The 17,781-nt window shown below is 41.8% G+C and carries 18 protein-coding genes and 2 pseudogenes; 9 read left to right on the top strand and 11 right to left on the bottom strand.

The window, feature by feature from the left end:
* A pseudogene (locus tag TH67_RS09855) lies at positions 1 to 222 on the top strand (hypothetical protein); the annotation flags it as partial.
* Positions 223 to 255: 33 nt separating this feature from the next.
* Here the strand turns inward: TH67_RS09855 and fldA are convergent.
* From fldA to TH67_RS09835, 4 genes are all read right to left on the bottom strand, one after another.
* Positions 256 to 747: a flavodoxin FldA gene (fldA, locus tag TH67_RS09850; protein ID WP_072595412.1), complete on the bottom strand. Its 492-nt coding sequence runs from the start codon at positions 745 to 747 to the stop codon at positions 256 to 258.
* 11 nt (positions 748 to 758) lie between these two features.
* Positions 759 to 1,472 (bottom strand): UDP-N-acetylmuramate--alanine ligase, encoded by a 714-nt coding sequence (locus tag TH67_RS09845; protein ID WP_072595411.1) that lies wholly within the window; start codon positions 1,470 to 1,472, stop codon positions 759 to 761.
* A gap of 3 nt (positions 1,473 to 1,475) precedes the next feature.
* Positions 1,476 to 1,787: a DUF2325 domain-containing protein gene (locus tag TH67_RS09840; RefSeq protein ID WP_002939277.1), complete on the bottom strand. Its 312-nt coding sequence runs from the start codon at positions 1,785 to 1,787 to the stop codon at positions 1,476 to 1,478.
* A 132-nt stretch (positions 1,788 to 1,919) separates the two neighbouring features.
* On the bottom strand, positions 1,920 to 3,083 hold the full coding sequence (locus TH67_RS09835; protein ID WP_072595410.1) for a sugar transporter: 1,164 nt from the start codon (positions 3,081 to 3,083) through the stop codon (positions 1,920 to 1,922).
* Positions 3,084 to 3,252: 169 nt separating this feature from the next.
* On the opposite strand from TH67_RS09835, the gene nifJ reads away from it, so the two are divergent.
* The 7 genes from nifJ to TH67_RS09805 all read left to right on the top strand — a co-directional run bounded on the left by nifJ (position 3,253) and on the right by TH67_RS09805 (position 11,707).
* Positions 3,253 to 6,855, top strand: coding sequence for a pyruvate:ferredoxin (flavodoxin) oxidoreductase (gene nifJ, locus TH67_RS09830; RefSeq protein WP_072595409.1), 3,603 nt, complete (start codon positions 3,253 to 3,255; stop codon positions 6,853 to 6,855).
* Between the two features lie 122 nt (positions 6,856 to 6,977).
* Positions 6,978 to 7,484 carry a DNA-deoxyinosine glycosylase gene (locus TH67_RS09825; RefSeq protein ID WP_072595408.1) on the top strand — a complete coding sequence of 169 codons (507 nt, stop codon included), beginning with the start codon at positions 6,978 to 6,980 and terminating at the stop codon, positions 7,482 to 7,484.
* Positions 7,485 to 7,585: 101 nt separating this feature from the next.
* Positions 7,586 to 8,038: a hypothetical protein gene (locus TH67_RS09820; RefSeq protein WP_072595407.1), complete on the top strand. Its 453-nt coding sequence runs from the start codon at positions 7,586 to 7,588 to the stop codon at positions 8,036 to 8,038.
* A gap of 56 nt (positions 8,039 to 8,094) precedes the next feature.
* Positions 8,095 to 9,000 carry a hypothetical protein gene (locus TH67_RS09815; RefSeq protein WP_072595406.1) on the top strand — a complete coding sequence of 302 codons (906 nt, stop codon included), beginning with the start codon at positions 8,095 to 8,097 and terminating at the stop codon, positions 8,998 to 9,000.
* Positions 9,001 to 9,115: 115 nt separating this feature from the next.
* Positions 9,116 to 9,391: a hypothetical protein gene (locus TH67_RS10745; protein ID WP_257638079.1), complete on the top strand. Its 276-nt coding sequence runs from the start codon at positions 9,116 to 9,118 to the stop codon at positions 9,389 to 9,391.
* A complete protein-coding gene (locus TH67_RS09810) occupies positions 9,334 to 10,173 on the top strand; it encodes a toxin-antitoxin system YwqK family antitoxin (RefSeq protein ID WP_257638078.1) in 840 nt (279 codons plus the stop codon). Before TH67_RS10745 ends, TH67_RS09810 begins: the two co-directional genes overlap by 58 nt.
* An 823-nt stretch (positions 10,174 to 10,996) precedes the next feature.
* Positions 10,997 to 11,707: an aspartate/glutamate racemase family protein gene (locus tag TH67_RS09805; protein WP_072595405.1), complete on the top strand. Its 711-nt coding sequence runs from the start codon at positions 10,997 to 10,999 to the stop codon at positions 11,705 to 11,707.
* 58 nt (positions 11,708 to 11,765) lie between these two features.
* Here the strand turns inward: TH67_RS09805 and TH67_RS09800 are convergent, their stop codons facing one another.
* Positions 11,766 to 12,197 (bottom strand): HAD family hydrolase, encoded by a 432-nt coding sequence (locus tag TH67_RS09800; protein ID WP_307781431.1) that lies wholly within the window; start codon positions 12,195 to 12,197, stop codon positions 11,766 to 11,768.
* A 308-nt stretch (positions 12,198 to 12,505) separates the two neighbouring features.
* On the opposite strand from TH67_RS09800, the gene TH67_RS09795 reads away from it, so the two are divergent.
* Positions 12,506 to 13,132, top strand: a complete 627-nt coding sequence (locus TH67_RS09795; protein ID WP_257638077.1) for a M3 family metallopeptidase — start codon at positions 12,506 to 12,508, stop codon at positions 13,130 to 13,132.
* A 149-nt stretch (positions 13,133 to 13,281) separates the two neighbouring features.
* Here the strand turns inward: TH67_RS09795 and TH67_RS09790 are convergent.
* The 6 genes and pseudogenes from TH67_RS09790 to TH67_RS09765 all read right to left on the bottom strand — a co-directional run bounded on the left by TH67_RS09790 (position 13,282) and on the right by TH67_RS09765 (position 17,723).
* Positions 13,282 to 13,703, bottom strand: a pseudogene (locus tag TH67_RS09790) (Sua5 YciO YrdC YwlC family protein).
* The gene (locus TH67_RS09785; RefSeq protein WP_072595402.1) at positions 13,700 to 14,587 is read right to left on the bottom strand and encodes a DMT family transporter; all 888 of its coding nucleotides are present in this window, start codon (positions 14,585 to 14,587) and stop codon (positions 13,700 to 13,702) included. Before TH67_RS09785 ends, TH67_RS09790 begins: the two are co-directional and overlap by 4 nt.
* A 5-nt stretch (positions 14,588 to 14,592) precedes the next feature.
* Positions 14,593 to 15,270 carry a DUF799 domain-containing protein gene (locus TH67_RS09780; RefSeq protein WP_072595401.1) on the bottom strand — a complete coding sequence of 226 codons (678 nt, stop codon included), beginning with the start codon at positions 15,268 to 15,270 and terminating at the stop codon, positions 14,593 to 14,595.
* Positions 15,260 to 15,664 (bottom strand): DUF4810 domain-containing protein, encoded by a 405-nt coding sequence (locus TH67_RS09775; protein WP_072595400.1) that lies wholly within the window; start codon positions 15,662 to 15,664, stop codon positions 15,260 to 15,262. The genes TH67_RS09780 and TH67_RS09775 overlap by 11 nt, the downstream gene beginning before the upstream one ends.
* The gene (locus tag TH67_RS09770; protein WP_072595399.1) at positions 15,649 to 16,317 is read right to left on the bottom strand and encodes a CsgG/HfaB family protein; all 669 of its coding nucleotides are present in this window, start codon (positions 16,315 to 16,317) and stop codon (positions 15,649 to 15,651) included. The genes TH67_RS09775 and TH67_RS09770 overlap by 16 nt, the downstream gene beginning before the upstream one ends.
* Positions 16,318 to 16,364: 47 nt before the next feature.
* Positions 16,365 to 17,723 carry an MATE family efflux transporter gene (locus TH67_RS09765; RefSeq protein ID WP_072595398.1) on the bottom strand — a complete coding sequence of 453 codons (1,359 nt, stop codon included), beginning with the start codon at positions 17,721 to 17,723 and terminating at the stop codon, positions 16,365 to 16,367.
* Between the last annotated feature and the right edge of the window lie 58 nt (positions 17,724 to 17,781).

Below are 17,781 nucleotides of genomic sequence, written 5' to 3'. Positions count from 1 at the left end.
CGCTTGATCCAGAGCTTGAAGCCGAAGTTTAAGGTTATTTATCTCTTGCAAAGAAAAAAGTCTATGATCATCGTCACTCATAATATGAATTTTGCTAGAAAGATAGCTGATAGAATTTTGTTTTTAGATAAAGGTGTGATCGCGTTTGATGGCTTGGTAGATGAGTTTTTCAATAGCCAAAACGAAAGAATAAAAAGCTTCATCTCAGCTATGGATATATGAAAATTTTAGCTAGAAAATCTAGCTAAAATTACATTAAGCAAAGTGAGGTTTTATCTGCTCGATCCAAGCTGAAATTCTACCCTCAGTTTTATCACTTTGGTTATCAGCATCAAGTGCTAGACCTACAAATTTTCCATTTCTTACAGCATCAGAGCCATCAAATGTATATCCATCAGTGCTAACCTCACCAACTACTTTTGCACCAGCTTTTACGACCTCATCATAAAGCTTTGCCATGCCGTTACAGTACTCATCAGAGTAGCTCTCGCTATCACCCATGCCAAAAACAGCGACTGTTTTTCCGCTTAGATTTAATGCTTTAAAGTCAAACGCGTCCCAGTCATCTTGAAGATCGCCACTACCCCAGGTTGATGTACCAAGGATGAGCTTATCAAAGCTATTTAGTTTCGCTGCGTCTACATCAGCAACGTTTAAAAGCTCATTTTCAAGGCCTAAACCCTCACTTATAAGTTTTGCTGCATCTTCGGTATTTCCCATGCTGCTTCCATAAACTATACCTATCATTTTTATCCTTTTTAAAAAATTTTACTAATAATCGTATAAGGCACAAGCTTGATCAAACCTCTCGCATAACAGTGCCTAACCTCAACGTGTCGCCTAAATTCCTCATTTCTAGGAAAAACGATATAAACCATCTCACACTCGTGACCAAGCACACCGACAGCTCTATCTATATCGTCGTTTAAATTTCTCATATCATCAAAGCTCACTTTTTTAAAGCTTGGCATGACGCTGAGCAAATTTTTACCATCTTTTTTGACCGAGATGACACCGCTATTGAGCATGACCTCTTTGTCTTGATGGCGGAGTCGTATTTTATCATAAACAAATTGACAAAACATCTGTGCCGCATCGATACAAAACTCAAATTTTCCACTTACATAAAGCATTTTTATCATCTTTGCAGCCGCCATTTTTGGCTCTTTTGCTATAAATTTGATCTTTGAAAAGTCACCTTTTAAATAAGCATTTATGATGATATTTGATGAAATACAAAAGCGATCTACTGGCTTAAAATTTAGACATTTCTCACGAAGTAGGAAATTTATCCTAGCTTCAAAAATTTCTTTAAAATTTAGAAATTTAGCATAAGAAAGTGGTATTTTTAGCTCACTTTCCACACCAGAATTATAAAGTGCAATAAAAATTTTTACACGCGAAAGCTTATCAAGCTTTGCAAAAATATTTGGAGTTATTTCGCCAATATCTGATAAAAGCCCGAATTTCATTGATTATTCTTTGCATCCAAATTCCTTATCTAGCCCAAAGACCTTGCAGTACTCGCAAAATACGCAACTAACGCTTCTTTTTGCACAAACAATTGGAATATTTCTCTTTTTTGCTTGAGTTTTAATAGTCTTCATCGTGTTGTGGTTTAAAAAACTAGTTAGCATCACCACGCACTCGGTATCTTGAGGGATTGGCTTGCGATTTACGCGATTTTCATTTCTAGCATCCCAGTGCTCTATCTTCTCAGCTCCCAAATCATGTAAAACTGCCTTGATAGGCGTTATCTCATCTGCACCGATAACTAAAACTGACATAATAAGCTCCTAAAATTTATTCATTTTCTGATAATGATTATAAGGAAGCTTAACTAAAATTTTTCTTAGTTATGATATTTATTATCACTTATATGTAGAAATTTGTAACGTTTTGCTTAGATATTTAAACATCTAAATTCTCTTAACCTTAGATACCGCAAACAAAAATATGATAAGTCCGCTTGCGGCAAAAAAACTACCAACATTACCGATATTTTTCTCGCCTAAATGAACTATTGTCTGATGCCCTATTAGTGCCCCTGCTCCGATGCCTATGTTATAAATAGCCGAAAATATCGCCATTGCAGCATCAGTGGCTTTTGAGGCTAAATTTAGCACTTTTATTTGAAAACTCATATTTACACCAGCTATGCCAAGCCCCCAAACAAAGGCTAAGACTAGCATTAAAACTTCATTTTTAGCAATAAAATTTAACAAAAGCAAGCAACATAAGATAAGCATGATAGAAATTGCTGAAAATGCATTTGGAATAAGCTTATAAAATTTAGAGAAAAGCAGGCTTGCAACTACACCAGCAACACCAAATATAAGCAAGAATATTGTGATAAATTTTCCATCAAAGCCACTGATATCTTTTGCAAATGGCTCAATGTAGCTATAGGTGCTAAAATGCGCGCTTATGATAATTGCCGTTAGTAAAAATATGACCATTAAAAGGCCATTTCTTGCAAGCTCTGGCAAGCTTTTAAGCGAGCCTGAGTTTTTACTTGGCAGAAGTGGCAAAATTTTATATAGCCAAACTCCAACACCAACAGCAAAAATTCCGATCAGTCCAAAGGTCACACGCCAACCAAGTGCGTCACCTAAAATTCTTCCAAATGGCAGACCAAGTATCATCGCTAGCGATGTACCAAGAGCTAGCAATCCAAGAGCTTGCGAGCTTTTATTTATCGGTGCTAGCCTAACAGCAAGTGAAGCAGTGATAGCCCAAAAAATAGCATGGGCAATAGCTATCATCAACCGAGCAATAATTAAAATTTTAAAATTCCAAGCAAAGGCGCAAAGCGTATGAGCTACAACAAATACGATAAAAACCTTTAAAAGAAGAGATCTTCGTTCTAAATTTGCAGTCAAAAGCATAAGTGGCAAAGAAAGTATCGTGACGCTCCACGCATAAATCGTGATGATAAGACCGGTATCGGCCGTGCTCATGTCAAAATCTTTTGCAATATCACTTAAAAGTGGCACTGGGACAAACTCAGTAGTGTTAAATATAAAAGCACAAAAAGCAAGAGCTATAACCCTTAAATAGGCTACCCTATGAACGCTTATCAAATTTTATCCTTAATTTTTTTCATTACGGTAATGGAATTTTACTTAAAGTTAGTAATTCAAAAGGCAAAATCCTCAGAATTTATTAATGACATAGATTAATAGTAGATTTTGGAAACTAGCTCTATAATAAAAGATTTTTAAAGATCGTAAGAAAATTTAAGGCGGAAAAATGGCTAAAATAATGAAAACTATGGACGGAAATGAGGCTGCGGCGCACGCGGCTTACGCTTTTACGGAGGTTGCGGGCATCTACCCGATCACTCCTAGCTCGCCGATGGCCGATTACACCGATATGTGGGCGGCTCAGGGCAAGAAAAATTTATTCGGCATGCCCGTTAAAGTAGTCGAAATGCAAAGCGAGGGCGGGGCTGCGGGCACCGTGCACGGCTCGCTGCAAGTAGGCGCGCTGACTACCACATATACGGCTTCGCAAGGACTTTTGCTAAAAATCCCGAATATGTACAAAATCGCAGGCCAGTTACTACCGGGCGTCATCCACGTGAGCGCGCGCTCTATCGCGGCTCAGGCGCTTTCTATCTTTGGCGATCATCAGGACATCTACGCCTGTCGCCAAACGGGATTTGCTATGCTAGCAAGCGGCTCCGTGCAAGAGGTCATGGATATCGCCGGTGTCGCGCATCTAGCGGCGATCAAGGGTCGCGTGCCGTTTTTGCACTTTTTCGACGGATTTCGCACGAGCCACGAGATACAAAAGGTCGAAGTGCTTGACTACGCGCACTTTGATAGGCTTCTTGACCGCGAGGCGCTACAAAAATTTAGAGACGAGGCGCTAAACCCCGAAAACCCGAAGACTCGCGGTACTGCGCAAAACGACGACATCTACTTCCAGACGCGCGAGCTAGCTAACCGCTACTACGACGCGGTGCCAGATATCGTGGCCGAGTATCTAAAAGAAATTTCAAAAATCACGGGACGCGACTATAAACCGTTTAATTATTACGGCGATCCGCACGCTACGCGCATCGTGGTCGCGATGGGCTCTGTCACGCAAACTCTCGAAGAAGTTGTCGATCACCTGCGCGCAAAGGGCGAAAAAGTAGGCGTGCTAAAGGTGCATCTATACCGTCCGTTTAGCCTAAAATACCTCTTTGACGTAATGCCTGAGACGGTAGAAAAGATCGCCGTGCTAGACCGCACGAAAGAGCCGGGAAGCCTCGGCGAGCCGCTATATCTGGACGTCAAGGCGGCGTTTTACGGACGCAAAAATCAGCCCGTGATCGTGGGCGGACGCTACGGTCTAAGCTCAAAAGACGTCGATCCTGCACAAATGCTAGCCGTCTTTGAAAATCTAAATTTAAGCGAGCCAAAAAACGGCTTTACCGTCGGTATCGAGGACGACGTGACCTTCACCTCGCTAAAAGTCGGCGAGAAAATTTCGCTAAGCGACGAGAGCGTAAAAGAGTGCCTATTTTACGGTCTTGGCGCGGACGGTACCGTTGGGGCGAATAAAAACTCAATCAAAATCATCGGCGACAAAACCGATCTTTACGCGCAAGCGTATTTTGCCTACGACAGCAAAAAATCGGGCGGCTACACGCGCTCGCATCTGCGTTTCGGTAAAAACCCGATCCGCTCGACCTATCTCGTCTCAAATCCGCACTTCGTAGCCTGCTCGGTCGCGGCGTATCTTGAAATTTACGACGTTATAGACGGTATCCGCGAGGGCGGGACGTTCCTGCTAAACTCGATCTGGGACGCCGAGCAGACGGTCACTAAACTGCCGAGTAAAGTAAAGAAAATTTTAGCCGTCAAAAAGGTAAATTTCTACATCATCAACGCTACCAAGCTAGCTCGCGAGATCGGGCTGAAAAACCGTACGAACACCATCATGCAGTCGGCGTTTTTTAAGCTTGCCGACATCATCCCGTTTGCCGACGCGCAAAAATACATGAAAGAGTACGCGCACAAAGCCTATGCCAAAAAAGGCGAAGCGATCGTAGAGATGAACTACAAGGCTATCGATATGGGCGCGGACGGGCTGGTTAAGGTCGCGGTCGATCCTAGCTGGGTAAATTTGACGGATGACGCGAGCGCGGAGGAAAAATACGTCGGCGACGAATTTATAGAAAAAATCGTCAAGCCTATCAACGCCGCCAGGGGCGATAGCCTGCCCGTTTCGGCATTTGTGGGCTTTGAAGACGGACACTTTAAATCAGGCACGACGGCCTACGAAAAACGCGGTATCGGCGTAATGGTGCCAAAGTGGATCGAGAGCAACTGCATCCAGTGTAATCAGTGCGCCTTCGTCTGCCCGCACGCGGTCATCAGACCGTTTCTCATCGACGAAAATGAGCTCGCCACCGCGCCGCAAACCGTGCAAGATCACGTCCTAGACGCCAAAGGCAAAGAGGTAAAAGGGCTAAAATACAAAATCCAAGTTAGCCCTCTAGACTGCACGGGCTGCGAATTGTGCGCTCAAATTTGCCCGAGCAAGGAAAAATCGCTCGTCATGGTGCCGCTAGCCGAGGAGATGGAGCGACACGAGCAGGAAAACGCCGATTATTTATTTAAAAAAGTAACCTACAAAGACGACCTGATGAGCAAAGATAGCGTCAAGGGCGTGGGCTTTGCGCAGCCGCTATTTGAGTTTCACGGCGCATGTCCCGGATGCGGCGAGACGCCTTATATCGGGCTTGTTACGAGACTATTTGGCGACCGTATGATCGTGGCAAACGCCACCGGTTGTAGCTCGATTTACGGCGGCAGCGCGCCTTCGACGCCTTATACGACGAACAAAGAGGGTAAGGGCGTAGCGTGGGCGAATTCGCTATTTGAGGATAACGCGGAGTTTGGCATGGGTATGAACGTCGCGGTAGAGACGCTGCGCCACCGCATCGAAGACATCATGCTGCGCACCAAAGACGCCGCGCCAAATGCCCTAGCCGCGCTATACTCCGACTGGATCGCGCATAAAAACGACGGCGATAAAACGACGCAAATCGCTAAAATTTTAACGCCGATTTTGGAGCAAAATTTAGACGTAGAGGGCGTGAAAGAAATTTTAGAGCTAAAAAGATATCTCGTCAAAAAATCCCAGTGGATCATCGGCGGCGACGGCTGGGCCTACGACATCGGCTTTGGCGGTCTTGACCACGTGCTAGCTAGCGGCGAGAACGTAAACGTGCTCGTACTTGACACCGAAGTCTACTCAAACACCGGCGGTCAAAGCTCAAAATCAAGCCGCGCAGGCTCCATAGCGCAGTTTACGGCCTCCGGTAAACCGATGCAGAAAAAAGATCTAGGCTACATCGCGATGACCTACGGAAACATCTTCGTAGCTCAAATCAACTCAAACGCGAGCCAAGCAAACACGATAAAAGCCATCGCCGCAGCCGAGGCCTACGACGGACCTAGCCTCGTGATAGCGTATTCGCCGTGTATCGCGCACGGTATAAAAGGCGGCATGGCCTACTCCGGAGGTCAAGGCGAGCTAGCGACCAAGTGCGGCTACTGGCCGACCTACGTCTACGATCCGCGCCTAATCAAAGAGGGTAAAAATCCGCTCAAAATGACCTCAAAAGAGCCGGATTGGTCGCTTTACGAGGAGTTTTTGCTAAACGAGGTTCGCTACAACTCGCTTAAAAAAACTAACCCGCAGCACGCGGACGAGCTGCTAGCTAAAAACAAAGCCGACGCGCAAAGACGCTACCGCCAGCTAAAACGCCTAAGCTTGGCTGACTTTAGCGACGAGATCGAGTCTAGAGCGCCTGAAAGCGCCGAGGATGCCTCTGCCGACAGCGTAGCCGAGTAGGGCGCAAATTTCTCTCGCCTAAATTTGGCAGGCGAGGGAAAATATCTATAAATTTAGCCGCTAGTTTAGGCAGTTAAATTTGCTTTCAAATTTGATAATGCAGGAAATTTAAAAGGTGCAAAATGAGCCAAACCCATCCTTTTAAACCGATTTTTGATAAAAACTCTAAAATTTTAATTCTCGGCTCCTTTCCTTCCGTCATTTCTCGTAAGTTCGGCTTTTACTACGCAAATCCGCAAAATCGCTTTTGGCGGGTGCTGGCCGGGATTTTAAATGCTCCGCTACCTACAAGCACGGATGAAAAGATAAATTTTCTGCTTACCAGCCGTATCGCCATCTACGATGCCGCGATCTCGTGCGAGATAAAGGGCTCGAGCGATGCTAAAATGACCGCCGTCTCGCCCGCAAATTTAGAGCCGATTTTTAGCGGAGTGCGCATAGCGCAGGTATTTTCAAACGGCAGCAAAGCGCATGAAATCTGCGAAAAATATCTAAAAACTCAAATTTTAAACGCAACCGGCAAACCGCCCCTCAAACTACCCTCGACTAGCTCGGCAAACGCAAATTTTAGCTTTGAAAGGCTTGCGCAAGAGTGGAAGGTCGTCGCGGGCACGTTAAAGGACGACTAAAAAATTAGTAAATTTATCAAGTTTGTAAAGCATCCAAAAGAAGTGTGTAATTAAAATAGTGCTAAAATTCTTAAGAAAGAGCACTATTGCAAGGAAGATAAATGTCAAAAATAAGTAATTCTTTAAATAATTTCAGGCAGTTAAAAGAAGATATTAATACATTGAATGTTAAATCTATGTCGGAAAACGAAGCGCAGGAATTTGCTAGAAATAAGGAAGCACTAATTTATATAGAGAATTACATAAATTTATTGGACGAAAATCTACTTCCGAATGCTTTTTTTGGAGAATTTCAAAACTGCTTTGTCAATTGGAATAGAAGTATGGGGCATTTGACTGCCATTATCGACAACGCCTTAACAATATTAGCCAGATATTCAACCATATATATTCCAAAAAATCAGGCAAAACCAATCGTTATGGAGATGATTGCGGGATACAATGACGCAATAAAGGCATCATTGGATGATTTAAAATTAGAAGCGATCAAAAATAAAATAACAGATGTCGAGAATTCTATACAAAATTCAATATTGCTAACGGCGATTTTTTAAAACAAAAAGATGAAATCTATGGATACTTTAATGAGATAGAAAAAATTAGAACTAATTTGGTAGTTAGGCAAGAAGATAAAGATATATCTATACAGCAAGAAATAGAAAATGCAAGAAATAAGATAGCTCAAGACCTAGAATTAACCAAAGAGAAAATTACCGAAAATTATCAAAAACTAGAAGAAATAGGAAAATTTCATATAAAGATTTTCGGTGAACTAAATGATAATGTTCGCAGTGGAGGCTTGGAACAAAAACTTGACAATATGTTTAAAGATTTAGATGAATATAAAGGTATAATGAAAACTCGTTTTGATGAGTATGACAAAATAATCAAGGAACTAAATGAAAAAGCTACTAATGCGAGTCTTTCTGCCTCTTATGGCAGGGAGAGAAATTCGATAAGTGAAACGATTGTATTTTGGAATTTTTCCTTTATCGTATGTATTTTATTTATATTTTTAGTAGCACTTTGGTCCTTTTATGATTTAAAAGAAATTTTAAACTTTGATGTAAAAACTACAATTGAACAACTCGGGCAATCAAACGATGCAATAGCTACGCCCTATATATCTGCCTTATTGAACAATAGAATTTATATTATCTTTTTCGGATTTTTTTCAAAAATAACTATGGCACTACCTCTTATTTGGCTTGCTATTTTTTGTTCAAATAGGCGTAAAGAAGCTATGAGGCTTTCACAGGAATATGCACATAAAGTCGCAATTGCAAGCTCATATGAAAGTTACAAAGAACAAATCAAAAATTTAAACGAAGAAAATCAAGAGTTGCTTACAAAATTAATGTCGTCTACGATTGATATAATTTCTAAAAATCCAAGTGATTTTTTAGATAAATCAAAAAGCTCTGATAGGTTGATTGACTATGATGGAATTGTAACTAAAATAAAGCAGTTACCAGAATGGCTCATTGATGTTATAAAACAGAAAAGTAAAAATTGATTTAAAGTATATTCAATTGGTGGTAATGCAATAAATTATAAGGATTAAATTTGTGAATTTTTTAGATATTAAAATTTTAAAATTCCTCCTCCTGCTCCCGCTTTTAGCGCTAGTCGTGCAAGCACTAGAGCCAAAAATCGTAATGAAGCCCGAAGCGAGCCTAAAAAACGGACTTTACTACGTAAAAGGTAAGCTCTACGACGGCACGCTAAAGATGCTTCGATACAGCGTCGAGGACCTATATGACGTAAATGCGATGGGCATGGTCTATCCGAGGCTAAAACCTCTGCCGCCCACGCTCATACGCGAGATAGACGGCAGGGCGGCACGGCGGTGCGATACAGGGACTATTTTGACGGCAGAGACAAACCCTCAAACGAATACCCCTTAAAAAACGGCGTTCGCGATGGCACGGCAAAGCACTACCACGCAGATAGCGGCGCGCTGATGGGCGAGAGCGAATACAAAAATGACGTCCGCGACGGGCTCTACCGCCGCTACTACTTTGACGAGGGCGGTGCGTTAAAGCAGGAGGGCTTTTTCAAGGCGGACAGGCGAGAGGGCGTGTTTACCGACTATTACGTTAGCGGCGAGGTTAGCGCACACAGCCCATACGTCGGCGGGCTGCGAAACGGCGAGGACTTCGACTACTACAAAAGCGGTAAAATCCGCGGCAAGCGAACCTACAAAGAGGGTAAGCGAGAAGGCGCGGAGACATGGTACTACGAAGGCGGCGCCGTGGAGGAGACGGGCGAATACAAAAATGACCGCAAAAACGGCGTTTGGAAGCGATTTTACGAAAACGGAAAAACGCGCGTGGTAGAAAATTACAAAGACGGCGAAAAAAACGGCGTCGCGCGCGAATACTATCCAAGCGGTAAGCTACGAGGCGAATACGAGTACAAAGATGGCCGCCAAATAGGCGCTGGGCTGGACTACTACGAGAGTGGAGCGCTGGCGGCGAAAATGATGTTTAAAAACGGGCGCTATCACGGACTGTACGAGGAGTATCACGAAAACGGCAAGCTAAAAGCCAGAGTGTTGTTTGAGGACGGACTGGAGGTCGGCGAGGCGCGCCACTACTACTACGCAAACGGCAAACTAGAGGCTGGGGGGAGTTTGAGCGCGGTAGGCTCATCCGCGCCAAAAAATACGACGAATCGGGTAAGCTAATCAGCGACAAGTCTGATAAAAACGGACTGCCGAGGGAGTAAATTCGGCTAAATTTATGCCTTTGCAGTTTAAATTCGCTCTTTAAATTTTAGCTTTTAGCCGTAAATTTAACGTTTATATCGCTTTGGCTGGAAAATTTAGCGCGTAAAGCTCAAAAAGCGGCAAAGCGATAAAAATCCGCAAAATTTTATAAATTTTAACGCGCGAAACGGCTGCGCACAAACGGCTCATAAATTTCACGGTGCGAGATTAAAGCGCTCAAACGTAAAGCGGCGATGTTTGCGCGAATTTGACGGCAAAACGCGGGTTTTTGCATTTGCTGGCGTAAAACGCAGGCGGTTTGGGCGTCAAGCTAGCATTTAAAAGATGTCGAAGCGACTCTGGCAAAGTGTGCCAAAAACGTAGGCGCAAGACTTGCAGACGCGAACGGGTAAAATTTGCAGGCGATTTTACCTTGTAAAAAATAAAACTTTGCCAAACCGAAAAGCCGTAAATTTAATCCGCCCGCGCGAAGTAATCAAAATGCCGCTTTTAGCCGATAAAATTTACACGCAAATTTAGGCCGCTAGCGCGCAAAATTTGACCACATTTTCGGCTTTGCGCTCTTTAATTTAGACTAAATTCGGCCTCATCGGTTCGTTAAATTTAGCGCGTTTGGTTATGCTAAATTTACCCTTTTGCGTCGCAGGCTAAAAAATTTATGCGGTTAATTTATGCTCGCTATTTTAGGCGGTTGCAGCCGAATTTAACGCGGCGGACGAAATTTAAATTTAGAGCAAATTTAATTTAAAACCGTAAAATCGCCGAAATTTAAGGAGAAAAAATGAAAAAAATCGGCCTAATCGGCGGGATGAGTTTTGAGTCTACGATAACGTATTACGAGCAAATAAATCGTAAAATAAACGAGTGCTTGGGCGGCCTTAGCAGCGCAGAGATACTGCTAAGCAGCGTAAATTTCGAGGAGATCGAGGCCTGCCAGCGCGAAAACAGATGGGAGGACGCGGGCGAAATTTTGGCACGGCATGCTAGGATTTTACAAGGTGGCGGGGCGGATTTTATCTTCATCTGCACAAACACGATGCACAGGTGCTTTAACGCCGTGCAAAGCGCCGTTAGCGTGCCCGTAGCGCACATCGCGGACGCCACGCTAAAAGCGCTAAAAAACGCAGGCGTCGCTAAGGTAGGGCTGCTCGGCACCGTTTATACGATGACGCAGGATTTTTACAAAAGTCGGCTGATAGAGGGCGGCGCGGAGGTGCTTTTGCCAAGCGCGGGGGATATGGCGGAAGTAAATCGCGTCATCTTTGAGGAGCTTTGCTACGGCAAAATCGCGCCTAGCTCAAAGGCCAATTTCTTGCGCATCATCGAGGATTTTAGGTCGTGCGGCGCGCAAGGAGCGATACTTGGCTGCACCGAGATAGGCATGCTGGTATCGCAGGCGGATACAGATATGCGACTTTTTGATACGACGCAGATACACATTGACGCGGCGGTTGAGGCGGCGTTGTCTATGCTTAATCAAAACGGTCGCTAGACGAAGGAAATGACTTAGCCGAGCGGTAAGCAAGGTTGTTTAATAAAATCCACTAATTTTAGTTGCTTGCTAAAAATTTTACCGCTTCATAAGCGTTTTGAAAGATTAAATCCGAATGCTCTTTTAGACTTTGCGCATCCGCGTATCCGCATCTGCAAGTTAGGCCGATACCTTTGATACCGGCGTTCTTTGCCGCCATTAGATCCATCTGCGTATCGCCTATCATAAATGCGTTTCGTTTATCTTTTCCAAGTTTTGCGAGAGCTAAATTTACGGGCTCCGCGTTAGGTTTTGGATTTAGCACGTCGTCGCGGCCTACCACCACTTTTATAAAATTTAAGACCCCTAAATTTTCAAGCAAAATCTCCGAAAATTTCGACGTTTTCGTAGTAACTACGCCGACGTCGGCAATACTAGACGCCAAACCTACGGCATCTTTTGCAAACGGCAAACTCGAAGCCGAAGGGGAGTTTGAGCGCGGCAGGCTCATCCGCGCCAAAAAATACGACGAAGCGGGTAAGCTAATCAGCGATAAACAGGGTAAAAACAGACTTCCGAGGGAGTAAATACTAAAATAAGTTGTTACTGGCATCATTTGAATTTTTACCAAACCAAATATTTACGTCCTTTTTTATTTTGAATATTTTAATTAGCCTTAAATCACACTACAATAGTTGTACTTAATATTAAAATTTTTATATTTATCTTTTGCATCTTAGCCATAAAAGCAGCAATCTCATTTATAAAATCATCAAAAAAGCATTAAAGCCACTGGGCGAAGATAGTTTTATAAAGCTTATGATAGACAAACACTGGATAGAAAGCAATGTGCGAGAAAATAAAGCTGGCGGAGCATTTTTTGTGAGTTTGCCAAAATTTAAGCAACCAAGAATTTTTACCACCTACATGAATACTCTTTCGCACTTAATCCAGCAAGCTCATGAGCTAGGGCATGCTTGGCACTACTACTTGATGCGTGATCTTCCTGTTTTAAGCGCAAATTTTCCAATGAGCTTAGCCGAGAGCGCGAGTACATTTAATGAGACTCTTTTACGAAATGAGCTAAAAAAAGATGACTCACTTAGGGTAGAAATTTTATGGCAGGAGCTAAAAAGTGCTGCAAATTTTTTACTTCATATAAGCGTTAGATATGAGTTTGAGACTGGTTTTATAAAGCTGCGACAAAAAGGTCAAGTCAGCAAAAAAGATGCAAACGATCTTTTAAAACAAACTTGGGATAAATTTTATAAAGACAGCACGAGCGATGTTGAAGAATTTTTGCCATATTTTAAGCCACATTTTTATAAAACAGATAACTACATCTACAACTATCCTTATAGTGTCGGCTATCTGCTATCACAATTTTTTCTAAGTGAGTTAAAAAAGATGAAGCAAAATTTTGCAAAATTTATAAACAATTTTTAATAGAGTGTGGCACGAAAAGCGTAGAAGAGCTAGTGAAAAAACACTTTAAAAAAGATACGACAAAGTGCGAATTTTGGCTGATTGGCATAGATGAAGCGCTAAAAAATTTAGATGAGTTTAAAAAGGCAGTGGCTGTATAAATTCACTAGTTATCTTAAACGTTTTATCTTTTTTCGAGAAATTTTATAAATTTTTGATGGAGCATCTTCGAAAAAATGATCATCTACTATTTCATCAGCCACGCTCATAGCCCAAGCTTCATTAAAATTTTGCCCATTTTTGTTTGCACTACTTGAATAAAGCCAGTCAAATTTAGCTAAAAATTTTTCGTGCTCGCACTCTTTTACGACTCTAATCGCCTTTAAATTTGGATACAAAAATGTAGCTTTTCTCGAACGGCGTATAAAATTTTTATATTTTTTGGCACTCTAACAAGCTCATTTAAAACGCTAAATTTTGCCGTCGTGATAAGGCAAGGTTTATTCTCATCACGCATTTTGGCCCTATTTATCTCTTTATAATCTTTACTCAAAAAGCCAGCTGTCGTATCAGTTTGTGCTAGAAATATCATAATTTTTCTCTTTTTGATAGTAAAAATATACAAGAGATTATTAGAGCAAATCCTAAAAAATCCCAAAATACAAATTTTGTCCCAAGCCAAAAGTAGCCAAAAAATGCTGCGCTTAGCGGTTCTATGCAGGCTAATAAACTAGCTTTTGCTGCGCCTATGAGCTTAACACCTATCATATAAAAGCTAAATGCAAAAATGGTGCCAAGCGTAATAACAGTAATAAATGCAAGCCATTGATTTATACCATTAAGCCCAGCAAAATCCCAAACTCTCATATAGCAAGCAAGCACTATTCCGCCCATAACCATGCCCCAGCCAAGCGTGAGAGTGACTGAATATTTAGCATTTAGCCTTGCTGGAGCAAGATTATAAACACAAACGCAAATGGCACTCACCAAGCACCAAAATAGCGCTTTTGGCGAAATGACAAGAGATGAAATTTGAGCATGTGTGCTTAGGAAAAATACGCCAAGCATCGCGCAAAGCAGAGCTAAAATTTCAAGTGGTCTTGGTGCTCGCTTCTCTTTTAGGCAGATGACGGCTAGGATGAGAACTGGCGCAGTGTATTGAATAACAGTCGCAACTGCGGCATTTGAAAGCTCAATGGAGTAAAAATAAGCGTACTGCGTCATCATAAGCCCAAGCAGGGCATAGACTAAAAACTCGCCAAGGAGCTTTATATCTTTAATCGGAGCAAAAACGGTACTTGGTTCTTTAAAAGCATAAAAAATCACAATAACAATGCCAGCTAGCATCAGTCTATATGGCACCAAAAAATCAGAATTTATACCAAGTGAAAATAGATACTGCCCACAAACCCCACTAAATCCCCAAAGGATACCGCCAACTAAAGTAAGGAGTATCCCAAGACGATGAGTATTCATTAAATTTATCTATCTTTATGAAGCTGTGCATCTTTGCCATAATACGGCGAATATGGTCCATAAAGTATGCAGTTATGGCAATCTCTTGAAAATAAATAAGCATCTGCCATTACTGCTAGATCGTATGATCTATCTGAGATGGTATTTGCCACCTGTGAGATGACGGCTGAGACTAACATGCCAAGTAGGCTACTTTGGCCACTACTGCTATCTTCTGCTGCCATAGCACTGCCTTGCCAAAGAGTAGCGCCGCTTTTTATATCAATAAGCTTTGCTTCAAGGACAACCTTTGTTGAGCTTGAGATGACCGCATAGCTCGTGCCATAATCTTTTATATTGATGTAAAGCACACTATCAGCATGGAAAATTTTATCAAGCTTATTTAGTGGCACGGCTGCGATCTCGCTTGGCTCGGTTATGCCATTTAGCTTAAAGGTATCATTTACAAGAGCCACTGGAAATACATAGTATCCTGCCTCACTTAGTGGTGCGACTGCATTTGCCAAAACAGCAGCTGGACCTGAAATTTCTGTGCTATCGTTTGTTGGCATAAGCACTAAGATAGAGTGAGGTCTTTTTTGTAAAAATTCTGAGTAGTCGTATGGCTCAGGCTCTTTTATAGAGCAACCAATAAAAAATACTACCAAAAATATAGCGGCCATAAATTTAAGGCTATTTTTCATTATTTGCCCCCTCTTTTTGCTCTACTTTTTTCGGAGTTAAATTTTTAGAGCCTTTGATGAAATTTATATACTCCCTTGACTCTGGGAAATTCTCTACTTCTTTGTCAAAATTTGCATTTGCAGCACCTAAATTTCCATTATTTAGATACAAAAGTCCAAGGTGTGCATATACGCCAGGAGCGATCTTGTAGCCCTTTTGTGTTGATATCTGCACCAAATTTTCTAAGCGTGAAATTTGCTCGTTTGTATCGCCCTCTTCGTTTAGGTAGCTATATAGCGAGCTACTATATGATCCGTCCCAATAATAAAGTGATCTTGGACCACTTGAGTGGCCGCAGCCCGCTAAAAATAGCGCAAAAAGCGCAAGGCTGGCAAGCTTTATTTTACTTGCCATGCTCCACTTTCTATGCCATTTACTAGATTATTTACCGCTTCAATAATAGCTAGACTTAAAACCTTGCCATTTAGCGTAGAGTCGTATCCTGCTGTGCCGCCAAAGCCTATGATCTCTCTGTTTGAAAGGGTGTATTCGCCAGCACCGCTAACCGAATAGACAACCTCAGCTGTTTTGGTATCAACGATATTTAAATTTACCTTTGAATAGGCAGTTTGTTGCTTGCCTTTGCCAAGTATGCCAAATAGCTGATGATCACCTGTAGTTTTTCGTCCAAACTCGGTTACATCACCGGTTATCACGTATCTTGCACCTTTTAAATTTTGAGCAGTTTTACTTAGCTCGCTCTCTTGTTTGATCACTTTCATATTTGATCTATCAAGCACCAAAAATCTGCCACTTTGCTGTAAATTTGTGATCAAAATGCTTTGAGCTTGGTTGCCAAGCCTATCCTCGCCATCAGCAAATACACCATTTTGGTAAGCTGATTGATTATTAAATCGACCTATCGAAACTGAAATTTTTTGACCATTGTAAACTGTGCCGTAGCTTGCTACTTTTGGAGTCTCAACAACCCTTGAGCTCTCACTCGCACATCCAGCAAAAAGAGCTGCCGTAAGCAAAACTACACCAAATTTAAATACATTTTTCATTTTTTATCCTTTGCGACAAAATCGCTTGTATATTACTAAATTTCTTTTTAAATAGCTTTAAATTTCATCCATGTGCCTTTTAGGTATCTAATCGTAAAAAGTACCGCCTTTACAGCCCAGTCAGCAAACATTGCAAACCAAGTACCTATCATGCCAAGATCAAACGTAAGTGCAAAGATATAGGCCAATATGACTCTACAAGCAAACATGCAAACTAAATTTACAATCATTGGATATTTGGCATCCCCAGCTGCTCGAAAAACGGTCGGATATGTATAGGCAAGTGGCCAAATAAGACACATAGCGATACCGTGATACCAGACGATCTGCCTTGTTAAATTTATGGCTTCGCTTGAGAGATTATAAACAAGAAGCAATGGCTCAAGCAAAAGCAAAATTACTGCTGTGCTAAAAAGCTGGACAATATAGATACTTATCATCGACTTTCTTACGTAAAATTTAGCCTGAGTAAAGTCGTTTGCGCCAACGCACCTTGAGATAACCACACTAAGCCCTGTTCCTATCGCCATACCAGGGAGCACTTGAAACATCACGATCGTCCCACCCACGGCATTTGCAGCGATACTTGCTGTGCCAAAGAGAGAAACTAAACTTAAAACAATAATGCGCCCTACGTAAAACATCGAATTTTCAAAACCATAAGGCACTCCGATATTTAAAATTTTCTTGATGATCTCGTAGTCAAATTTATAGACAAAGCTCTTTCTTATGTGAAGCTTTAGCCTTATATCAAGAAGCAAATAGACTATAACAAAGCAAGCAAGCATCTTGGCTATAAGCGTGCTAATGGCGATACCTAAAATACCAGTATGAAATGTATAAATACTAATGGCTGTTAAAAGTACGTTTAATAAATTTGCAGCCGCCATAATATACATAGGTAGCTTTGCGTTTGACATCGTGCGAAAGATCGCCGCAGCTGCTGCATAGACAGCCAAAAATGGTGCAGAAATGGCAGAGAAAACAAGATAGTGACTAGCATCATGCCTTACTTGCTCACCAATATCGCCAAAGACATAATCTAGGATAATATCTTTTAAAACTATGATGACCGCTGCGATAAAAAGGGCAAAGATAAAACTAAACCAAACGAGCTGATTTGCTGTGATTTTGGCGTTGCCACTTTGTTTATTACCTAGATACTGGCTAGCAACCACCGAGCCACCAGTAGCGATAGCTGTAAAAATGCTAATAAATAGCGCCATGACAAATTCCACAAGACTAATCGCACTTACAGCGCTTTCACTAACACTTGCTGCCATTAGCGAGTTTGCAAGCCCCAAGCTATACTCTAAAAACTGCTCAACTGCAATAGGGAAAAATAGCTTTGCAAGGTCGGCATTTGAGAAAAATTTTGTATTTTGATCTTTGATTTTGTTTACCATACTTCCCCTAAGATAAACTTAAAAAATTTTAATATTTAAGCCAAGATCTGCTTTTTGC

Source organism: Campylobacter concisus, assembly GCF_001891085.1.
Taxonomy (GTDB): Bacteria; Campylobacterota; Campylobacteria; order Campylobacterales; family Campylobacteraceae; genus Campylobacter_A; species Campylobacter_A concisus_O.
This window is presented reverse-complemented; position numbering and strand designations above follow the sequence as displayed.